Genomic DNA, 21,115 nt, shown 5'->3' with positions numbered 1-21,115 from the left:
ATCCTTCAGTCGCTTTGCTTCGGGCACGCTCATGCCTCCGAATTTACTGCGCCACAGGTAATAAGAAGCCTCACTGAAGCCGTGCTTGCGGCACTGCTCCTTGACTGGCATGCCGGCTTCAACCTCTCGCAGGAAGCCGATGATCTGCTCTTCGGTAAAACGCTTCTTCACGTCCAATCTCCTTCGGTTGGGGGATTGGACTCCAAATCGAATCGCTACTCAAAAGCGGGGGGACGTCGGAAGCCTTGTCGGCCTCTTTTGTGGAGGAAAACTCCGAAGATGCGCTGATGCGCAATCGGGAAGAGTTCCGAAACCTGCCCACGGGTGCCAAGGTTGAGGTGGCGCAGTTCACCCATGCCCTGGTCGCCGACCACCCGAGCATTGCACCGGAAGCATTGGCCAAGGCCGTGCGTGCGGTCATCCAACTCCAATCGGGACGAGGTGGGATCCGCCTGCTGGACAAGCTCATGCACCTCGATGAAACCGACATCGAGGGTCTGGATCGCCTGTTGGAACAATGGACGGTCCAAGATGCCCTGGTCGTGCTGGATGAAATTGATGCCCGCCTGTCGGTCATCGCCGCCATCGAAAAGTTGGCCGGCGATCCGGCCACCGATGAGCTCCACACCCTTCACCCTCTGATCACCAAGGCGCGCTGGCTCTTTGGGCCGGAGTTCGACAGCTCCGAATACGCCTCCAACAGCACGCTTCGGACCGTGGCCGAAGAGGTCTTCGGATCTCGCAAGGCGGACACCACGTTCCAGAACCCCCGCCGGCGCCCTGACCTGGTGATCCTCGGCGATGCAACGATCTCGTTGACCGCCACCACCACATTCAACGGCACGGATCACCTGGCCTGCATGCGGGACGTGCTCCTAATCGAGTTGAAAAAGGGGCACTCAACGATCCGCCGCGAGGAGATGCACCAGGCCGAAGGCTACATCGAGGACTTGATGTCCAACGGTGCCTTGGCAAGCCGGCCGTTTTTCCATGCCTATGTGGTTGGCCACGAAATCGCCCAGGCAACCACGCGCACCAAGTCACTCGGTGAAGGCCAAGACGTTTTTGCCCGCATCCAGGCCACCACTTACAACCAGCTCACCGACACAGCCAACCGTCGTTTGATGAACCTCAAAGAGCGCATCCCATCGCGTTACGAGGAGGTCAATGGCTATGACCTGGTGCAGAAGGTCATGGGGCAACCGAGCCAGGCATCACTGGTGCCTCAAGGCATCGAATAGGTCGGGGCAAGGCACCGCCCATAACACCTTGACAGCCCCAGCAACAGGGCTAGGCTCAAAGCCACCTATTGATCAAGGCTTCCATTATGGAACACCAAAGGGTGCCCTCATTTCGTGAGATGGTGAAACCACTCGCAATATATTTAGGCGGGTTCATTGCTCTTGGCTGCCTGTTTAGGCTGCTCGCCCTCTTCCTGTGATTTCACCACATATGAATATCTAGTCTTGAACGCGAGCGGGGGTGCCATGGAGGCGAAAATTGGGTCAACACTAAGCTTCTGGATATTGGCAACTGGCTTCGCTTCTTCATCATCTTTTTCAAACTCCTTGCCATCAAAGTTTGAACCAAAGCAATAGAACATTATATTTGCGACACCAAGAGCAACATTTAAAGCTCCGCTTGGTTTGTGGTGAAAAAATCGGTATATGCCACTTAGGATAAACAGCGTCCCAAAATTAAGAAATATGGGATAGAAGTCGTCCAGCGTGAGCTTCTTAAAGAATTTGTATTGTTCCTTTGCCCAGCGTTTTTCTATAAAAAATATCCCTAACGCGCCCATCCCCGCGAGCACCTGAAATAGCCAAACCTCACCGTCTGCTATTTCAATAATCTTATCTACACCCAAGACTTTTGCGTCTTGGTTCGCAAGCCATGGGACATTTTTAAGATGACCATCCGAAAAAGATAGGCCCACCATAACAAGGCCCCAAAACATAATATTGACAAACACGCGAAACAAAACATCACGCCGAAGTTTTAGTTTCATTACTTAATGCCTCGCCGAGTTTCAGCCTCTTTCCGGAAACTCAATCCATGCTCAAACAAGCCCTGATCGCCACAAGATTTATTCCAAAATGGAGAGCGGAAGAAGTAATCGCCCTCATCTCCTTCGGACCATATTCTCCGCTATAAATCTCCACGTGCTCTTCATCGAGATCGTGCCCGACATATGCGCACCGCCACTCCAACGGAACCTTGCCCGACTTCATCGCCTGGATCGCAGTTTTGCGCAAACTGTGGAACCCATACTTACCCTTATCAGGCTTGGTGATGCCCACAGTCTCGATGTGACGCCCGTAGGCCTTCGAAAGCCAGTCACCCTGGCCATTGACCGACCCAATCTTGATCTTCGGGAACAAACGCTTTTCGCCCCGCTCCCTGAGCCTTTCCACGCGCTCCATCAGGCCCAGGGTGATCAGATCAGGATGGATTGGAATGGTTCGTAGGCTGGGCTCGTTCTTGACGCTCTGACCTTCTCCTTCGTCAGTGATCATCATGCACGGCACACCATCCACCGTGGTGAAGTCCACCAACGCCAACTGGCCCACCTCGGACACACGGGCACCCGTATAAAGCCCAATCACCGCGCCCCAGCGCGCGCCTTCGCTCAGGTTGGCAAGCGCCTCAGCGGTATAAAGCGCCTGGATTTGTTCAAGGGTGAAGGCCTTGAAGCCGAACGCCCGGCGCTTCTTCTTTTCCTGCTTGCGGTAGATGACATGCCCTGCCGCTGGATTCTCGTCCTTGGGAAACTTGGGATAGGCGCCGGCGGACACTGCCCAGTTGAAAAAACCCCGCAGATAGGACGTCTTGTTGATCAGGGTTGGGGTCTGCAACCCGCTGGCACGGAGCGCTTCGACCCAGGCATGAACATCCTCGCGCTGCACCTCATGCAGCATCTTGTTGATGCCGACATGCCGGGCAAACCCGTTGATCGCGGCCGCCTTGATGATCAGGGTCTTTTTCAGGGTGTCCGCCTCAATGCTTTTCAGCCAAGCATCAGCGGACTTGCCGATCGCACGGGGGCGGGGGGGCGCGGGTGAAGGCGTTTGCATAGAGAGAGACTGTTGGAGTGATGCACCGAGCGCTTCCAGCACCGAACGGAGGCCACCTTCGGGCTCAGGGTTGGCCTTCGGTATCTCTCGTTGAAGAAATGCCGGCATCGTCTTTGCCATCTCCGCCAACGCCTCCATAGCGCGGGCGTGATCTTCTGGGCCATTTGCCTCAATGCTCGCGGAGCCGTCCGGGTTGATCTTGCAGGCGTAATCGACGAGTTCGTTACCCATCCCCGTGCGAAGAACCAACTCTCGCCTGCGGGACTTGCCAAGCCCATCGCTGCCGTCCTTAGCCATCGCCGCCCCCTTGCGTCGGATACTGGCGAAGATTTGAGCATAGTGAGCGCTTAACGTGTAAGCCCCCAGCCGAGCCAGGGATGGATCACGCGTGCGAAGGGATCGCTTGATGATCCGGACACCAAAGAGCCCTTGAAGGTCTCTGGGGACCACCAGACGAAAGTGAAAAACGCCTGAGGCGTGGCGCAACAAATGGTGTGCAAGCCGCATGGTTGTTGACCAACCAACTTGACCAAGCGCCGTTTCTCTCAGTTCACAAAAAAGCCCTTAAAAAAGGGCTTTTCGTGAAGTCTGGCGGAGAGAGTGGGATTCGAACCCACGGTAGGCTTACACCTACGGCAGTTTTCAAGACTGCTGCCTTAAACCGCTCGGCCATCTCTCCGTGTTTGGTTGCGTCCGGTGACTCGGGCTAGGCCGTGAAAGTCACTGGATTCCTGCTTATGCAGGAACGACGAGCGTTGAGGGCCGCCATCCTATCAGGAATGGCTCGCCGTTCCCCGCCCTTTTTTCGACAAGGCGAACATCGCCCACAGCATGATGCCCACCGGAACCGCTGCGCCGACCAGCGGAAGCAGCAGTACGGGCGAGCGGATGACCATGGGGACCAACTGGGTGGCAGCGGCGAAGGCGATGATGCAGAAGCGCAGTGCGCGGCTTTGCCGGGCGAACCAGAAGGCGCCGATGACCAGCACAGTGGCGAGGATGCTGAGCAGCAGGTCCACCGTGGGCATGGGGAACATGGTGATCAGCCCCAGGCGCGTGAGCAGCTCGGTGGCGAGGATAGTCAGCAGCGTGTAGCTGGCAGTGAGTTCAACCTTGTCCCAGCGCGTGCTGCTCATCGACATGGCCTCAGGCTAGCTGTTCTTGGCCGCGCAGGTAGGGGCGCAGCGCGTCGGGCACGGTGATGGTGCCGTCGGCGTTCTGGTAGTTCTCCATCACGGCGACCAGGGTGCGGCCCACTGCCAGGCCAGAACCGTTCAAGGTGTGCACCAGCTCCGGCTTGCCGGTGGCGGGGTTGCGCCAGCGGGCCTGCATGCGGCGGGCCTGAAAATCGCCGCAGTTGGAGCACGAGGAGATCTCGCGGTAGGTGTTCTGGCTGGGCAGCCACACTTCCAGGTCGTAGGTCTTGATGGCAGAGAAGCCCATGTCGCCGGTGCACAGCAGCACTTTGCGGTACGGCAGCTTGAGTAGTTGCAGCACCTTTTCGGCGTGGCTGACCATTTCTTCCAGCTGGGCGTGCGACTGCTCGGGCGTGGCGATCTGCACCATTTCGACTTTCTCGAACTGGTGCTGACGGATCATGCCGCGCGTGTCACGGCCGTAGCTGCCGGCTTCGGCGCGGAAGCACATGCTGTGCGCGGTGAGGCGCATGGGTAGTGCGTCGGCTTCGACGATGCTGTCGGCGACGAGGTTGGTCAGCGCGACTTCCGCGGTGGGGATGAGATAGCGCTTCGCCTCATTGACCTCGGTGGAGAACAGGTCGTCCTCGAACTTGGGCAACTGGCCGGTGCCCTTCATCGCTTCCGCGTTGACGATCAGCGGCACGTTGCATTCGAGGTAGCCATGCTCGCCGGTCTGCAGGTCGAGCATGAACTGCGCGAGCGCGCGGTGCAGGTGCGCCAGCTGGCCGCGCAGCACGGTGAAGCGTGCGCCGGAAAGCTTGGCGCCGTCGTCGGCATCGAGCCAGCCGTGGCGGGCGCCGAGGTCGACGTGGTCTTTCACGTCGAAGTCGAACGTGCGCGGTGTACCCCAGCGCAGTTGTTCGGCGTTCTGGGTTTCATCGCTGCCCAGCGGCACGGACTCATGCGGGATGTTGGGCACGCCCAGCGTGATGTCGGCCAGCTTGGCCTGTACGTCAGCCAGCGTCTGCTCGTTGGCCTTGAGTTTGTCGCCGATGCCGGCGACTTCAGCCATCAACGGGGCGACGTCTTCGCCCTTGGCCTTGGCCTGGCCGATAGCCTTGGATCTTGTGTTGCGCAGGTTCTGTAGCTCCTGCGTCTCGGTGGACAGCTGCTTGCGCTGGCTTTCCAGCGACTCGATGGAGGCCACGTCGAGTTCGTAGCCACGGGTCTCCTTGAGGCGCGCGGCAGTTTCGGCCAAGCGCGAGCGCAGCAGTGCGGGGTCCAGCATGTCGGGTCCAGATAAATGACTTGGAACCTTGGATTATCACCGCGGCAACGCCGGAGGGGCAATGCGGCGCGCGCTCAGACCCCGGAGCGCCCGCCCTGCGGAAACACGGCAGGCGCTCCACTTGGAGCAACGCCTCAGGCGGCAGCCCAGGCCACGGCATCGGCGCCGGCCGGCAGCCGCATGGAGCTGGCGGGATCGGTGACCGCACGCCACACGGCCTCGGCCACGTCAGTCACATAGGTCACCGGATCGGTCGACTGCGCCCAGCCATTCATCACGCCCTGGGCCAGGCCTGCGTACGCCTCTGGGAAACCCGCGCTCATGCGGGACCGCGCATTCTCGCCAAAGCGAGTTTCTGGCGCCCGCCCGGGCAGCACCAGCCGAACCCGGATGCCAAAAGGCTCCAGCTCCAACGCCAGCGACTCGGTGAACGCATTCACGGCAGCCTTGCTGGCGGTGTACACGGACAACAGGTGCAAAGGCCTCAGCGTGACCGTGGAGGTGACGTTGACGATGACGCCATTCGCCCGCTCGCGAAACTGCGGCAATACCGCCTGTGTCATGGCGATGGTGCCCAAGGTGTTGGTCTCGAACAGCTCGCGCACGGCGTCCATGGAGGTGCCTTCCAGTGCATTGAGCAGCCCGATGCCGGCATTGTTGACGAGCGCGTCGATGGGCCCGGCGGCGTCGATAAGCCAGCGAATACTTTGCGGATCGGTCACGTCGAGCGGCAACACACGGAGGCGCTCGGAAGGTGGCAGCAGGTCTTCGCGCGGCGTGCGCATGGTGGCGATGACATTCCAGCCGCGATCAAGGAAATCGCGGGCGATCTCAAGGCCAAAACCGGACGAGCAGCCGGTGATCAGGATGGTTTTCACAGAGACTCCAGGCGTGGGGTGAAGAGGAACTGTCCCCACGATAGGTGCCAGCATCCGGACTCACTACCATCGAAAGTCCATCTTTTGTTGGCTATAGTCCAGTAATGACTGACCCGCTCTCGGAAATCGTCGCCCTGCTCCAGCCAGAGGCTGCGTTCTCCAAGATCTCCAGCGCTGCCGGCCCCTGGCAGGTGCGTCGCGTCGAGGCTGGGCGGCCGTTCTATGGCGTGATTCTGGAGGGCGCATGCCGCCTCGCCATCGAAGGGCGTGAACCGCTGATTCTCGAAGCGGGTGATTTCCTGTTGATCCCGGCCTCCTCCGGCTTTGCGATGTCGAGCGCGCCGCCACCGGAACGTGACATCGACTCCGTACCGACAATGCTGCCCAGCGGCGAGTACCGACTCGGTCGCCCGGATGGTCCGCCGGACGTTCGCATGCTGGTGGGCTACTGCACGTTTGGTTCGCCGGATGCCGCTTTGCTGGTGTCGCTGCTGCCGGAGCTCGTACACGTTCGCGGCGAGCAACGACTGTCCACGTTGGTGCAACTGGTGATCGAGGAATCACGCACGCAACGCCCTGCCCGCGAGGTCATTCTTTCGCGGCTGCTGGAGGTATTGCTGATCGAGGCCTTGCGATCTACTACGGGCACGACGGCCTCGCCGGGTCTATTGAACGGACTGGCCGATGCAAGGCTCGCCGCCGCGATACGGTGCATGCACGAAAGCCCGACCCGCGCATGGACGGTGGCGCAACTGGCAAAGGAAGCGGCGCTGTCACGCTCGGCGTTTTTCGAGCGCTTCAGCCGTGCCGTAGGCGTGCCGCCGATGGAGTACCTGCTCGCATGGCGCATGGCGCTGGCAAAGCGTCTGCTGCAACGCGATGGTGTAGGCATCGCCGACGTAGCGGAGCGTGTCGGCTACAGTTCGGCGAGTACCTTCAGCGTGGCGTTTACCCGGCACGTCGGCTTGCCACCGGCGCGGTACGCACGGGAACACACGGCGGCCCGCGAGTGAACTCGCGACACCGACCGAGCGATCAATCACCTGTGATTCAAAGCGCGCGCCGATTGCTCCGCCCCAGCCACCACGCCATCACCGCCCCAGCTAGCAACCAGCCAATAACCTGCTCCACCAGCGCCGCCACCGTGAAGTTGGTAGGAAACATGTACCAATTCCAGTACGGCACCATGGTGCTGAGCCAGGCAAACACGCTGGCAGCCAACGCAATGCTCAAGCGAGTCATAAAGCTAAACGCAGCCAACCCCATGACAAAGGCGAGCATCAAGGCCGACAAGGTGTCCGAGGCCCATTCCCGGGGTAACCTGCCGCTCATGTCGGACAGGTCGTCACCCTGCGGCATGTAGACCATGAAGGCATAAGGCGAGGCTTTGGCCTTGGCCGAATAGGCCGCCATAACGGTCTTGTCGCCCATCTTGGCGGGATCGATCGAGGGCAGAAGGAACACGCCCGCTTGCTCGCCCAGGCCGGGCCGCAAGCTGGCAAGCACGGTGTCTTCAGCTACCGGTTGGTGCATGCCGATGTCGCCCAGGCCAAGCGCCATGTGCGCTACGGCGCCCCAGATGAACATCACGATGCCACCCATCAATGCTGCAACGAGTACTCGCATGACCGTGCCTCCCCGTGATTGATTGTGTGCGGGGCCGACTCTAAGCCTGTCGCGAAGCAAGCTGCAAGCTGGGCAAAAGGACTAGCGGCGACGCTGGCCCCACCAGATGGATGGTTGCAGTATCAGCATGAGCCCCAGAGCAAAAAGCAGCCCCTTCACCCATCCGTATCCCCACCAGAAAAACAGACCGCCAACAAGCGCGATCAATGCAGCCCCCTGTTGATCTCTCCAGAATTGCCGCTTCATTCAAGCCTTCTCGCTCAAAGCACAACAAGTATCGCGAACTCAGCAGTACTGGGTGATTGGCCTGCCCCTATAGAAGCTCGGTGAAGCGCCGCAAGCGGATGTAATCAAGGCCGTTCTTTGTGCGGCTCAAACCCGTTCACATGATCAATGTAAAACAATCCCTTGGGATTGGCTTCAGTTGCAGCGGTAAATAACCCTTCCACGTCAACATCGAAGGACCGGAGCGAAAGATCCATGACATCGCCGGTTAACGCCTTATCCAAGAGAGCGGCTTTTGACTTAGGTGGAATATGATCCACAAATCGAAATCCGATGACTTCGCCACGAGCGCAGCTTGAATCTTCAAGTATTGCCCCGTGCCGCGGTGCCATCCATGCGGTGGCCCTGACACGGACTCTCTCAGCTCCTGGGGATGCCCGCTCTCTGAAGAGTTGACAAATCGTCACCTCTCTCGTGGTGTCGGCAGCCAACACAAGCAACGGCGCGATGGCGGCCGTGATTACAACCGCCGTCAGCAGAAAATTAGAAGCTGTCTCGCAATAACGTTTCAACATCCGTTGTCCCTGCACCATAAATTGGTCGACGCACTAGCTGCTTCACGAACGCGAGAGTCAATATCCTTCGGAAGAGCCCCAGGAGCGTACAGGTCCGTCGACAGCCCTAAGCCTTTTGGGACGCCCAGCTCTGTACGATAAGCATTTAGTTCGGTCGCGTACTCCTTAGTCCGGCCGTCGGGATAACCTGATGCCTTGAAATCAAGTTGATGCTGCCCCTCATGCGCAACAGCTCCGGCACCAAAAGCATTGGCAAGTTTTCCCGCCGGCACCCCGGGGTTATATTGTCTAAACGGCGCAGAGAGCGTCGATGCTTGCTTAACGTCAATGGTCATTGTCGTGGCGCTGTTTGCAACAGCAATCGTGTTCTTACTTAGCGCCCCAGCGTTCAGCGTCAGGCCATTGTTATCACCAAGTTTGCCGATGTGAGCTGATACAGCACTCAGTCGACTGTAAGCATCCGAACCCTTTTGCAATCTAGACAGTGCACTATTCATTGTATTCACAAATTGAGTGATCTGATTGCATGTCGTCGTGTCTGAACTACCACAGGCGTACCGTCCGTCAGGATCGACAAAACGATATGGATTATTATTGGCATACGAATAGCGATTAAAACTGACTGCACCGGCCGACACCGGATCCATACTCAAGAACCGCCCAACCTGCGGGTCGTAATAGCGCTGCTGCATGTAGCTGAGGCCCGTAGACCCATCCATCACATGCCCCGCATAGCCCACGCCGTCGTAGCTGGGTTTGCTCAGAGCAACACCATAGGGCTCCCAGTTGGTACGCTCGATCACCTTGCCGGTTGCGTCAGTGACTGCCACCGGACTCCCCAGCGCATCGGTGTGCTGGAACTTCACCTGATTGGCATGCGTGGTGTAGTTGCTCTCCACAGTTGCCAGCAAATGCTTGCCAAGGTAGACGTAGGACGTGTTGATCTGCCTCCACTGATCCTGACCAAAGATCAGTCGACCATCCTTGCCGTAGAACGAGAGTTTGCTTCCCAGAATCGGAACTTCTGACTGGATGCGGCGCCCTTCGCCGTCATAGCGGTAGCTTTCGATGCCCGGAACGCTGCGCAGTCGGTTACCCACATCGAACTGGTAGAGCACGCTGTTTTTGCTGGCGAGGTTGCCTTGCGCGTCGTAGCCCAGGGCTACAAGCGCAGCGCCGCCGCTGTTCTGAATGCTGGTCAGCCGATTGCGGCCGTCATAGTTGTAGTTGGCGTAGTCTTTTACACCACTCAATTGCCAGCCGCGAAGGTTGTCCAGTGGGTCATAAGTAAAGCGATGACAACTGTCGCCACCAAACATGGGCGAGCACGCGCGATAGAGACGGTCCAAGCCGTCATAGCCCATGTACCGGTCGTAACCCGCCCCCTGGATGCGATCATAAATGGTGTCGACATTGCCGTTGGCGTCGTAGGCTGTCTCCAGATCCAGCACGTTGCCATCCACGCTGCGCAAGGGGAGCTGGCGCAGGTTCTGCGCCATTTGATGCAGGATGCCGTTACCGTAGTTGAACTGCTTGATCGCTCCATTGGGGTAATAGGAGATATTGCTAGCGTAAGTACCCAGCTGACTGGAAATGCCGGTTGGCTGCCCCAGCGCATTGACCGCGTAGCTGACCTGCAGACCGTCGGGTGTGGTGTAGCCAGCTGGGTTGCCGTACGCATCGATAGCGTAAGCAATGGTCCAGTTGTACGTGTTCGGCTGACTCAGGCTTTCCCCGGTAAGAGTTCGCCTGCGGTTGTAGCCGTAGGTATTCGTCACCTGGCTAGCGCCCGCCTCGTTCTGCGTGGTGACGGACTTGGGCAAACCGTCGGGCCAGTAGGTCCAATCCTGATCACCGTTACGATCGGGGAAACTTAGCGTCTTCAGTCGATCGCGCTCGTCATAGAGGCGGGCCACCATGCGAGCCGAAGCAAACGCTTCACCACGATTGCAGTTGCCGGCATCAGGCAGGTCCAGGCCACTCGCGGACCAGGCAAGATTGCCCGCCGCGTCATACTCCATCACTGTTGCGCCAGTTTCAGGCTCGATGACTTTACACAGCAACTGATTGGCGTCGTAAACATAGCGACGCGTCTGCGGATTGGTCGGCGGCGGGGGCGGCGGGGGCGGTGGACCGACATTTACAGCGACGTTCGAACTGGCTTCACCAAACCAGGTCACGCCCTCCTGAAGCATGCGCCATTGGAAATTGTAGGTGCCGTTAGCCATCGGCACTTTGAGCGACGCTTGCACAGTGACGGTTTGCCCGGGAGCCACGTCGTTAGGTAGCAATAGGCGACCGGCACCCCACACCGCGTTGTCGGATGGGTTCTGCGAGCCCAGCTTATAGTTGGCCTCGCGACTCCAAGTGAGGGTGCCTGTGTTCTTGAACTGTAAACTGATCGATTGCGTCTGCCCGCCATACATGGTGCCTGGCACGTTCTGCCCTACGAACTGGGCATCAGGATACGGGGCCGGAACGACAAAGCTGCCGGACTTACCCACCAAGTCATTGCTATTCCCGCTGACTGGCGAAATGCCGTAGATGTAGATCGACTTGCCCGACCACTGCACAAGCTGTGCCTCGGTCAGAGCAATCGCGAACCGATAACTACCACCACCCACTTTGCACGCACTGGCGACGCCAGGCTCGCTGGCCTGGTTGGCCGGATAACTACCAACAAACGTACCGGTACCTGCCGGCCCACCGAGATAGAGGTGCACATTGATCGACTGTGCGATGGAGGTGGAACAAGCCCAGCCATTGATGATGCCTTCGCGGCTTACACTGTCGATGTTGCCGTTGATTCTGGAGTTGACGATGGTGAAGGACGCCGGGTCGGTCCAGGTGTAGTTGCCCAAGTTGTCAAAGGCGTACGCCTGCGCTTGATGGAATCCTTCACTACCGTTGAACCAGGTTGTCTGATAAGGCGAGCTAGTTATCGACGCCACCTTCGAGCCATCAACCCAAAAGTCCACACGCTGAATACTGCCGTCCCGGTCACTTGCGTTGGCACTCAACTTGACTGATGAGGGCGTGTTGTAAAACGTACTCGTGGCTACTGGAGATGTAAGCGCAACGTCCGGCGCCCAGTTGCCGCGCACGTCGACCGTCGCCAGATCAGGCTGGTTTTCGTAGGCTCCGAAAGCGTTTTCTTTGAGATGGAAGCGCGTGCCACTACTGGAAATCCAAGGTGCCGTCGCCGACCCATTGAAAGTTTTGCCCGCGTCAGCAAACTTCTGAGGATTCCTGTTGGCCAAGTCCGTGACCCACACCCCAGTGAATGTGCGATTGGCATTCCAATTGATAACGGACGTACAGACTGAGCCACCCGGTGCGATATTACATACGGAGGGCGAGGCAGAAATGGAACCGGCCGGTGGTGCAGACACTTGAAAAGTGACTCGTTGCGTAGGCACGCCGGACACGATCATCGCGGACAGTTCGACCACATGGGTACCTGGCGTATTGATGATCACGGTACCCGAAAAGGTATTCCGACCAACATCAACGTCGAGCCAGTTCCCGTCCACGGTCACGACAAGGTCAATTTCTTCATCGCACTGGAAGCCACCCGCGACCCTGATCGGTTCATTGACGGTCAACGTGTCGCCAGCGACGGGGGAGGAGATATAGGTCGTACAGCGACTGGGGCCAGCGGCATGACCAACTCCGGGCACCAGGAGACAGAAACCAAGCAACAAAAGCCACACGCCGGCACTCACGCCACGCAGATGCCTTGCTCCCTTCCTTGCTTGCATGCCTCCCCCTTTGCGCTGGCATGCGCCAACGCCCTTCCGCATCGTTTTCTAGGATTGAGACCGAGCCATTACCCAGGGCCCGGCCGGATTCAAAGCGTCGCTACAGACGCCTAGCTGCCCGCGCTGCGCGTTACCGTCAGCGGCTTGCCAAAGACATCGCGACTGATATCCGTTCTTGAACCTTCCGGTGCGACGATCCAAACGGGCTGGTCATAGCGTGGCTCGTCGAGGAAGAAATATCCGGTCGTTGTCTTGAAGCCGCGCGGGTTGGTGACCCGGGTCTGCACGCCATACAGATATTCGGTGGTGGTCACGAGTGCGCCCTTCTCCGAATCCTTCGCGGTACGCGTGACGCGCCCAAGAGCGTCGTAAGACGTCGACTCGCCAGCTTGCGCGCTATCGAAATTGACCGACCCATCCTTTCGCGGATTGCGGGGATAGGACGTAAAGACGACCTGCCCATTGAAGTCGTAGCGCTTGGCATTCCAGCGTAGAGTTTCTGCCGAGTTGCCAATGTCTTCTTCCTGGCTGACGACAGGGCGCCATAGCGCATCGAAGTAAGTGACCTTCTTGCGGTTGCCTGTCGTGGCCGTTTGGCGCCAGTGCCCTGCCGAGAGGCCATACTCGTCGCCGCCGATCAGCTCAAAGACCTGAGAGGTTGCATAACCCTCCGGCGGCCTGATGGCGGTGACGCGTCCCATGCTGTCGTAGTCGAACCCTGTGACAAAACCGTTTTCGTCGGTCAGCGAACGAATGAACCCAAAGTCATCCACTGAAGCGGCCTTTGTGGTCGTATCCGGGTAAGTAATCAACTGAGGCAGACCACGCTTCCAGTTGGTGAAACTGGTCGTGTGATTATTGCCTTCGGTGCTGCTCTTCAATGTGCCGTCACCGTAGTAGGCCATCGACGCTTGCAGCTTGCCAAAGCTGTAGATGCGCGCGGGCAAGGTAGTGGTCGCGTCATAGTCTGTTTGGCTCACCGTCAGACCAGTGTCGCTATTGACGACTCTGGCGACCTGACCCACTACCCATTTACCGGTGTGGTCGTAGTAGCTCGTCGCATCCGTCCGTCGATACCAGGAATTGGACTTAGTCGTACTGGTGGCGCGCGCGAAGGCATCGAAGCCATTCACCTGACTGGTCATCGTTATACCGTCGCGGGTAAGTGCCCGCGAGACCAAGGGGCGCAACCGCTCCGCGAAGAATGCGTTCTCACTTTCGGGACTGGAGCCGATTGGCTCGGAAAATGGTTGACGTCCGGCATCCGCGCTGGACAGGTAAGTACTGCTCTCTACCTGCAACAGCGTGCCGTCAGCCGCATAGGTATCGACCTTGAGCAGCTGGCCATCGTTGATCTCGAACTGCACGCCGTACGTGTATACCGATCGCGCCCCCAAAGGATCCACCACCGTGGTGGATTTGGTGGTCGGAGTACCCGCGTTGCAGTACTCCGTGAAACAGCCGACGGGCGTCTGATAGCTGTAGGACCACTTGTACGTAGGCAGCCCAGGTCCGGACAGGCGTTTTTCCTTAAGCGCTTCAACGTCGAAGCGCGCGGGCACGGACGACGCAAGGCTGATCTTGTAATCGTCTGTATTGACGTCAGCTCCATCCGCGTTGCCGCCCTGATCGTCCGGGATATGGCAGTTCGCTTGGACAAAGGTGCGACCGTGGCGAACGGCATCGAAAGCAAACTCGCCCACGGCGCCGGACGGGTGCTTGAGACTGCCCACGACGTCATTGCCCTTGAGCACGCGCATCCATGAACACATCAGCGTTTTGTCGTAAACGGGATGGCTGGTTCCCCGCTCCAGCGTTTCGTCATAGCCGAGACTCTGGGAATCCAATGCCTTGAAGTTGATCGCCCAGACGCTGCTATCGGGCAAGGTGACCGACGTCAGGCTGCCCTGGTATTCGTAATCGTAGGTCCAAGTCCGCGCGCCATCGCTCACGCTGGCGATCTTGTCGCCCACGTTGGGGATGGATCGATAATTCACGTTGAGTGTGCGCCCGTCGCTCGAGCTGATTTGTCGAAGGTTGTTTCCGGACCAGGAGTACTGCACCCAGTTGCCGTGCACATCTTCCACACGTGTGGGGTAGATCCGAATTTCTTGACGAACCACGGGGCGTTGCGTAATGAGCAGACGCGGCTCTTGGTAGGTCATCCACGGCTTGAGGATCGAGGCGTAAGGCCGTTTGACCATCCAGTTGAAGTAGTACTTGGTGCCATCGGGCGCGCGCGCGAGAAACCCTTCCCCTGGATCGCCATTTAGCAGCGACGGAAGACAGGAGAGATGCCAGAACTGACTCGTGACCCACGGATAGGCCGCGCCATCGGTTGGCCGAGGATTTGATGCGCTGCTGGCCACCAACACCTCTTGGCTCCCGCTTGGCGTCACCAGGTGATAGCCATGCCAGAATTCCCAGGGCTCAATGCGGTAGGCCATCGGGATGGCCCCGACAGCTGATGTGGGAGCCGAGCAGCGCAGAGGCGTCGGGCCGTAAGGGGGCTCGTTGGACTGGACCTGCCAACCCAGATCGGCGACGAAGACACCGCCGATGTAGGGGACATCGAGATCCCAATCCCCAAACGGTTCCCCGTTCCACGGACCGCCACGTGCCTCAACGGTGAAATTACGTCCGACAGAGACAGGCAAGGCGTTGTTGCCCGGAAGACTCACGTCCACCACATGAAAGGTGGTGGCACCGGTGGCGAGATTGACCTTCTCGCCGAACAAATCAGTTTTGGCGGCCTCGAAGGTTTCGGCCGCCTTGATCTTTTTGTCGAATTCCTCGGCGTAGTTTTTCGACTGAGCCAAGGCATGCGGGGCAGTCGCCAGCCCCAATAAACCGGCCACGAGCGCGACAACACGACGCTGCGACTGGAAAACAATCCCTCGCCCCACAGCAGACCTAGTCTGCAGTTTCTTCTGCATGGCATCCCCCTGCCCGCAAATACGTAATAACTTACGTCAAGTTTTTACGCATTTGCAGGAGGGTGTCAAGCTGCACACGCAGCACACGTGACGGCGTACAAAAAGTCGCCTGGATCACGCGTCCAGAAAGCCTAGGCTAGACCAGCGAAGCGGCCTACCGCTTACGCTCCCGCGCCTCACGACGCGCTTCGCGCAGACTCAGCAGCTTCTCGCGCAGCTGCAGCTCCAGTCCACGCTCCACCGGCTCGTAGAACACGGTGCCATCGATCGCATCGGGCAGCAGTTGCTGGTCGAGTGCCACGCCGCCTTCGTTGTCGTGGTCGTACTGGTAGCCCTGCCCGTAGCCCAGCCCCTTCATAAGTTTGGTCGGTGCGTTGCGCAGGTGCATGGGCACGTCCAGCGTGCCGGTTTGTTGCACCACGGCGCGGGCAGCGTTGTAGGCCTTGTAGGCGGCGTTGCTCTTGGGTGCGATGGCCAGCCAGATGGCGAGCTGCGCCAGGCCGAGTTCGCCTTCGGGGCTGCCGAGGCGTTCGTAGGTGTCCCACGCATCCAGTGCCATGCGCCAGGCGCGCGGCTCGGCAAGGCCCACGTCCTCCACCGCCATACGTGTCATGCGGCGGGCGAGATAGAGCGGGTCCACGCCACCATCAAGCATGCGGGTGAGCCAGTACACGGCGGCATCCGGATCGGAGGAGCGCACGGATTTGTGCAGCGCCGAGATCTGGTCGTAGAACTGCTCGCCACCCTTGTCAAAGCGGCGCGTGCGATCCGCAAGCACCTGTGTAAGCGTGGTTTCGTCGATGCGATGGTTTTCGGCTAGCTCGGAGGCGATTTCCAGCAGGGTGAGCGCGCGGCGCACGTCGCCGTCCGCGGCCTGTGCGATCAGCTTGAGCGACTCGTCGGCCACTTCCAGCTGCATGTCGCCAAGGCCACGCTCGCTGTCTTCCAATGCACGCTTGAGCGCCACAGCAATGTCGTCCACCGTTACCGCCTCCAGCACATGCACGCGGCAACGGGAAAGCAAGGCGGAGTTGAGTTCGAACGAGGGGTTTTCGGTGGTGGCGCCGATGAAGATGATTACGCCGCGCTCGATGTGCGGCAGAAAGGCATCCTGCTGCGCCTTGTTGAAGCGATGTACCTCGTCCACGAACAACACGGTGCGGCGACCCTGCGCGAAGTTCACTTCGGCTTCGGCCAGCGCCTTGCGCACATCGGGCAGACCGGAGAGCACCGCGGAAATGGCGCGGAAATCGGCATCTGCATAACGCGCCACCAACAGCGCCAGCGTGGTCTTGCCGCAACCGGGCGGACCCCACAGGATCATGGAATGCACGCGACCGGCTTCCAGCGCGCGGCGCAGCGCTTTGCCGGGAGCCAGCACGCGCTGCTGGCCCACGATTTCATCCAGGGTGCGTGGCCGCATGCGTTCGGCCAAGGGCTTGAGATCGTCGGACTCGGTAAACAGGCCCGGCGCGTCGAACATATCGCTGCGTGACATAGCGCAGATGATAGGGCATTAGGCTCGCCAGAGCCTGTTTATGGTCTCCGCGTGGCCCGCGCCGGGAGCTGTTTGCGCCCAGGCCAAGGAAGAGTGAAGGAGTGTACGTCCGTACACGACTGAGCGATGACGCGGGCCTGGGCGCAAACAGACCCGGCCCGAAGGGTTGTTCTTGAGTGGCCACCCGGCGGTAGCGCGCGGCTTGGCCTGCCCACCAGGCAGGCGCTGCGCCACCCACTCCCGCCGGCCAGCCACTCAAGAACAACGCGGGCTACGCGGAGACCATAAACAGGCTCTTAGCCCAATGCCCTGCCCGACCATGTCAGGACTTGGGTTCGTCCCGCTTCCCCTGCCGCAACAGGCTTAAGGCCATAGCCGCCACACCCAGCGCGCCCAATGCCAGCACTACCCACAGCAAGGGCTTGGTCCAGTCGTAGGGCACCTTGGGTGCTTCCAGTGCGGAGGGGCCGGCTTCGTCCACGCGCGCACCCAGCTCAGCCAGCGCAGGCTGCCAGTCGTCGCTGTTAGTGCTGCGCAGACGGCTCAACGCCTCATCCACGGGATACTCGCCGCGCCGCGCCGAGTAGCTACCAGCCAGCAAGCGGAACGGCGCATTGCCCTCGGGAATGAACACGTACTGCGGCGGCAGCCAGCCCACGCTGAGGGCTGGCGCACCGGCCAGTGGCGTGTCGCTGTGCACGCGGATGCGCCGGGTGCTGGATGGCTGATCCATGTTGGCGGTGTCTTCACCACCCTTGCCGCCCGTGCGCACCAAATTGAGCGAGGTCACCTCCGACCACGTCTGATCGCCGTTGTCCTGAATCACGTGCACAGTTGCCGCGTTGTTACCCGCTGGCAGGGCGAGCTTGAACGAGATCAACGGCAGCTCGGCCGGTAGCTCGTACACGTAATCACCCGACACCTGCCCGTTTTGCTTCGGCTCCAACCATTGCAATTGCGATGCACGATCGGCGATCGCATCGGTATAGCTACCAACCAGCTTGACGGTGGGTGCATGGCCAGCACCCCAGTCCACTTGGCCGTCACTCAGGTGTACGCGGAAATAGCGCTCCGGTTCGCTGCTGGTGGCGTCGATCTTCAGTTGCTCGACCTGATCCTGGTCGCCATGCACGCGGGTCAGGCCCACATCGCTGGCGAGCATGCTCCACTGCCGCAGATCGTTGCTGCCCTCGACGGTGACGTGGATCTGGAAATCTTCCTGCAGGGTCGACGGGTCCAGCTCGATGCTGTCGATATTCGCGGCCCGGCCGGCATCGATCAGCCAACTGTCGGGGTGCTGTGCCGTAGCACCGCGATCGTCCTGACTGATGACGATGCCACCGTTGGCGTTGCGCTCTACCTTCACGCTGTCGCTGTTATTGGCGGCAGCGACTGGCACGGGCAGCAGGCGCGCCGTGGTTTCGAAGTCGTGCTTGGCTGGCGGCGACGGCGGCATCGGTGCGAACGGCACAGGCTTGCCCGCCGCGTTCACCACGATCACATCGTGCAGGTGGGCCGTTTGGCTTGCGGCCGCGTACACCTGCGGTCCCAATACCACCCGATAGGCCTCGCTGGTGGTTTTCGTGTCGAGCGGAAACGCATAGGCGTATTCCACATTGGTATCCGCCTGGGCAGCAGCCACGGGCAGCATCAAGGCCAGCCCAATCCAACGAACATCAAGGCGCATGCCCGGTTTCCTCCATAGACGATGAACGGCGCGGCGGAGCCGGCGCCAGGTATCCAATGACACTGCACAGCAGGCCAAACGCGATGAACGAGCCGATGCCGAACAGATTGCCCAGCTGACGGCGGTCGACCAGGATCAGCTTGGCCAGCACCACACCCATGATGATGGCGCCAGCCAGCCAGAACAGACGATGGCCGCGCCGCGATCCCCACACCCAGGCAAACAGGCCCAGCACACTCCACACCACGGTGAGCGACATCTGCGCGAGGCTGGAATCTGCGAGATCGGCGTTCCATGCCACGCCGCCCAGCTGATGCACCGCGCGCAGGGTGAAGCTGGTAACCAGTGCCAGCACGATGGAGCCGAGCACCGGACCACGCGCATGCCGGAGCACGGCGGGCAGCGACGGATCGGTGATCCAAGCGGCGAACATCGCAGCGATGGCCAGCAACAGTAACTCCACCGGGTTCAACAGCGGCACGTAGCACAGCGGCGCGGCATCGCCATCCATGAACAAGGCGAATACACCAGCCAAACCTAGTGCGATCAGCAGCGAATACTTCAGCGGCGGCAACCAGCGCGACAGGCTCTGCGTCATAGGTGGCGCTATCAAGCGCGGACGCCAGTGCGCCGCGACAAATGCCAGCAGCAACGACGTCAGGCTCAGAGCGGCCACCCAGCTACCGGACAACCAGCGCAGACGATCCAGCGCCACCGCCACGCCAAACCCGGCCAACAGGAACCAGCGCCACAACCACATCCATTGCGCTGCCGGGCCAGCCCAGTCCGCGGAACGTACGCATAGCAGCGTGCGCCAGCCAAGCACGGCAGCAGCGATTACCGCCAACAGGTTCCAGCCGTGCCAGGGTTGCTGGTGGTTGCCGACGACAAGTGCCACGAGCACCAGCATGCACGCCATGAACGCCACCGGAGTCCACCGCAACGCAAAGCCCAGTTCCTGCGAACTGCGATACATGGAAGCTTCCGCTGCACCCCAGGCCGTGACGGCAAGCCATGCGAACCACGCGGCGAACATGTTTGCGTCAGGCACGAAGTTCGAGATTTCTTCCGCGCAGGCAACCACCCACCACAGCATGCCCCAGGCATACAGAACGACCGAAAGCACGCGGTGTAACACACGCCCGTTGCCCAGCCGCGCGAACAGGCCAGCACTGGCGAAGCCCGCAATCACCAGCATCAGCGCGCTGATGCATTCGCGGTTGAGCACCGGCCATGCGACATGAACGCCGCCGTGCATGCCGCGATCTACCAGCAGTGCGCATGCCGCGAACACTTGCAACGCAATGCCGCTCCACGTTGCCAGCCAGCGCTGCTGACGCAGGCCCAGCCAGATCAAGCCCGCGCCCTCGAGCGCAAAAATGCTGCCAGTGACGTCGGCGCTCAGCGCCAGCGGCACGGTAAGTGTCGCCAAGGCCACAGCGAGAATGGCCCAGGTGTCGCGGATCAGGCGCATGCCCGGCTGGTGACGGGACAGATAGGCCACGCCCACATAGACCGACGCAGCAACCAAGGTGGAGATGGCCAATGCCTGGCCATCCCATTTCAGCAACGCGCCCTGCAGCAGAAGGCTGATCAGCGGATTGCCGAACATCAGGCAGCCGTCGATCACCAGTCGCCGATCGACAGGCGCGCGCACCACATGCAGCCACGGTATGAACAGGTAGAACAGGAAGTTGAGGATCAGGAACGGCTCAGTGCTGGCGAACAAGCTGTGGTCGTAGCGCAGCACGCCCCACGCGCTGCCCACGGCAAACGTAGCGATAAAGCCCAGCAGGTTGAGTACGCGCCACGAGCGCTTCCAGGCAATGCCGAGAATGGCGAGGTTCAGCACTGCGTAATAGCTGAACAGCGCCACATGGCTGCCGTTGCCGGTGGATACCAGGATGGGTGCGGCAAAGCCCGCGATCAAACCCAGCACAGCCAGCGCCAACGCATCCTGCATGACTGCCAACACGCCAATGCCGGCAACCAGCACCACCAGCACCCCGAATGCCGCGCTCGCGGGCAACAAGTCGTAGAGGCGGAAGGCGGCGAATACCGTCATCACCAGCACGCCGATGGAACCACCCTGCAGGGACAAAGCGAACACACGCCGCGATTCGCGCTTGTGCCAGCCAAAGAACAGGCCACCCGTAGCAGCCAGCGCCACCATGGATACGCGCAGGGCCACCGGCACGTGCAGCATGCCGGCATCGGACGCGTACTTGAGCAGTGCAGCCACGCCGGCAAACAACACCAGCATGCCGATCTTCACCGGCACATTGCCTTCGGTGAACCAGCCCCACACGCGTTGCATCAGGCGGTCGAAGCCGGAGGGCTGGCGCGGCATGGCGGGCGTCGGCGGCGCGATCGGCCGCGGCGCGGGTTCCAAGGACGGTACCGGTGGCGGAACCTCCACGTCCTGGAC

Annotated in this window: 15 protein-coding genes and 1 tRNA gene; 2 read left to right on the top strand and 14 right to left on the bottom strand. The window is 60.2% G+C overall.

Annotated features, from left to right (window positions below; all coding sequences use genetic code 11):
• A partial coding sequence (locus DyAD56_RS22965; RefSeq protein WP_146010605.1) for a transposase occupies window positions 1-171 on the bottom strand: 171 nt, incomplete at its 3' end.
• Window positions 172-338: 167 nt separating this feature from the next.
• Here DyAD56_RS22965 and DyAD56_RS22955 point away from each other — a divergent pair.
• On the top strand, window positions 339-1,241 hold the full coding sequence (locus tag DyAD56_RS22955) for a hypothetical protein (RefSeq protein ID WP_102305161.1): 903 nt from the start codon (window positions 339-341) through the stop codon (window positions 1,239-1,241).
• Between the two features lie 143 nt (window positions 1,242-1,384).
• Here DyAD56_RS22955 and DyAD56_RS22950 read toward each other — a convergent pair whose 3' ends face one another.
• The 6 genes from DyAD56_RS22950 to DyAD56_RS22925 form a co-directional block, all read right to left on the bottom strand.
• Window positions 1,385-2,008 carry a hypothetical protein gene (locus DyAD56_RS22950; protein WP_102305160.1) on the bottom strand — a complete coding sequence of 208 codons (624 nt, stop codon included), beginning with the start codon at window positions 2,006-2,008 and terminating at the stop codon, window positions 1,385-1,387.
• A 40-nt stretch (window positions 2,009-2,048) separates the two neighbouring features.
• Window positions 2,049-3,371 (bottom strand): site-specific integrase, encoded by a 1,323-nt coding sequence (locus tag DyAD56_RS22945; RefSeq protein WP_158241431.1) that lies wholly within the window; start codon window positions 3,369-3,371, stop codon window positions 2,049-2,051.
• Between the two features lie 292 nt (window positions 3,372-3,663).
• Window positions 3,664-3,753: transfer RNA gene (locus tag DyAD56_RS22940), tRNA-Ser, on the bottom strand.
• Between the two features lie 94 nt (window positions 3,754-3,847).
• Complete coding sequence (locus DyAD56_RS22935) at window positions 3,848-4,210, bottom strand: LrgA (protein ID WP_199179098.1); 363 nt, start codon at window positions 4,208-4,210, stop codon at window positions 3,848-3,850.
• A gap of 10 nt (window positions 4,211-4,220) precedes the next feature.
• A complete protein-coding gene (gene serS, locus DyAD56_RS22930; protein WP_102305157.1) occupies window positions 4,221-5,501 on the bottom strand; it encodes a serine--tRNA ligase in 1,281 nt (426 codons plus the stop codon).
• Window positions 5,502-5,635: 134 nt separating this feature from the next.
• Complete coding sequence (locus tag DyAD56_RS22925; protein ID WP_102305156.1) at window positions 5,636-6,379, bottom strand: SDR family oxidoreductase; 744 nt, start codon at window positions 6,377-6,379, stop codon at window positions 5,636-5,638.
• A gap of 104 nt (window positions 6,380-6,483) precedes the next feature.
• Here DyAD56_RS22925 and DyAD56_RS22920 point away from each other — a divergent pair, with 104 nt between their 5' ends.
• Window positions 6,484-7,392, top strand: coding sequence for an AraC family transcriptional regulator (locus DyAD56_RS22920; RefSeq protein ID WP_102305155.1), 909 nt, complete (start codon window positions 6,484-6,486; stop codon window positions 7,390-7,392).
• Window positions 7,393-7,429: 37 nt separating this feature from the next.
• Here DyAD56_RS22920 and DyAD56_RS22915 read toward each other — a convergent pair whose 3' ends face one another.
• The 7 genes from DyAD56_RS22915 to DyAD56_RS22885 form a co-directional block, all read right to left on the bottom strand.
• Window positions 7,430-8,005, bottom strand: coding sequence for a hypothetical protein (locus DyAD56_RS22915; protein WP_102305154.1), 576 nt, complete (start codon window positions 8,003-8,005; stop codon window positions 7,430-7,432).
• A 350-nt stretch (window positions 8,006-8,355) separates the two neighbouring features.
• On the bottom strand, window positions 8,356-8,805 hold the full coding sequence (locus DyAD56_RS22910) for a hypothetical protein (RefSeq protein WP_102305153.1): 450 nt from the start codon (window positions 8,803-8,805) through the stop codon (window positions 8,356-8,358).
• Entirely contained in the window at window positions 8,799-12,410 is a 3,612-nt protein-coding gene (locus DyAD56_RS22905; protein ID WP_158241430.1) for an RHS repeat-associated core domain-containing protein, read from the bottom strand. Before DyAD56_RS22905 ends, DyAD56_RS22910 begins: the two co-directional genes overlap by 7 nt.
• 266 nt (window positions 12,411-12,676) lie before the next feature.
• Window positions 12,677-15,502, bottom strand: coding sequence for an RHS repeat protein (locus DyAD56_RS22900; RefSeq protein ID WP_146010604.1), 2,826 nt, complete (start codon window positions 15,500-15,502; stop codon window positions 12,677-12,679).
• Between the two features lie 154 nt (window positions 15,503-15,656).
• The gene (locus DyAD56_RS22895) at window positions 15,657-17,000 is read right to left on the bottom strand and encodes a replication-associated recombination protein A (protein ID WP_102305150.1); all 1,344 of its coding nucleotides are present in this window, start codon (window positions 16,998-17,000) and stop codon (window positions 15,657-15,659) included.
• Between the two features lie 322 nt (window positions 17,001-17,322).
• Complete coding sequence (locus DyAD56_RS22890; RefSeq protein WP_102305149.1) at window positions 17,323-18,687, bottom strand: DUF3999 family protein; 1,365 nt, start codon at window positions 18,685-18,687, stop codon at window positions 17,323-17,325.
• Window positions 18,677-21,115 (bottom strand): DUF2339 domain-containing protein (locus DyAD56_RS22885; RefSeq protein WP_102305148.1); only part of this gene is annotated, 2,439 nt, incomplete at its 5' end. The genes DyAD56_RS22890 and DyAD56_RS22885, both read right to left, overlap by 11 nt.

The organism is Dyella sp. AD56, from assembly GCF_002878475.1.
GTDB lineage: Bacteria > Pseudomonadota > Gammaproteobacteria > Xanthomonadales > Rhodanobacteraceae > Dyella.
Note: the sequence above shows the minus strand (reverse complement) of the source record. Positions and strands in the feature narration are given on the sequence as shown.

Bases quoted from the DNA above. Each gene is read 5' to 3' on its own strand.
- DyAD56_RS22910 (WP_102305153.1), bottom strand. From the start codon at position 8,805: ATGTTGAAACGTTATTGCGAGACAGCTTCTAATTTTCTGCTGACGGCG.
- DyAD56_RS22935 (WP_199179098.1), bottom strand. From the start codon at position 4,210: ATGAGCAGCACGCGCTGGGACAAGGTTGAACTCACTGCCAGCTACACG.
- DyAD56_RS22950 (WP_102305160.1), bottom strand. From the start codon at position 2,008: ATGAAACTAAAACTTCGGCGTGATGTTTTGTTTCGCGTGTTTGTCAAT.
- DyAD56_RS22890 (WP_102305149.1), bottom strand. From the start codon at position 18,687: ATGCGCCTTGATGTTCGTTGGATTGGGCTGGCCTTGATGCTGCCCGTG.
- DyAD56_RS22895 (WP_102305150.1), bottom strand. From the start codon at position 17,000: ATGTCACGCAGCGATATGTTCGACGCGCCGGGCCTGTTTACCGAGTCC.
- serS (WP_102305157.1), bottom strand. From the start codon at position 5,501: ATGCTGGACCCCGCACTGCTGCGCTCGCGCTTGGCCGAAACTGCCGCG.
- DyAD56_RS22900 (WP_146010604.1), bottom strand. From the start codon at position 15,502: ATGCAGAAGAAACTGCAGACTAGGTCTGCTGTGGGGCGAGGGATTGTT.
- DyAD56_RS22920 (WP_102305155.1), top strand. From the start codon at position 6,484: ATGACTGACCCGCTCTCGGAAATCGTCGCCCTGCTCCAGCCAGAGGCT.
- DyAD56_RS22945 (WP_158241431.1), bottom strand. From the start codon at position 3,371: ATGGCTAAGGACGGCAGCGATGGGCTTGGCAAGTCCCGCAGGCGAGAG.
- DyAD56_RS22915 (WP_102305154.1), bottom strand. From the start codon at position 8,005: ATGCGAGTACTCGTTGCAGCATTGATGGGTGGCATCGTGATGTTCATC.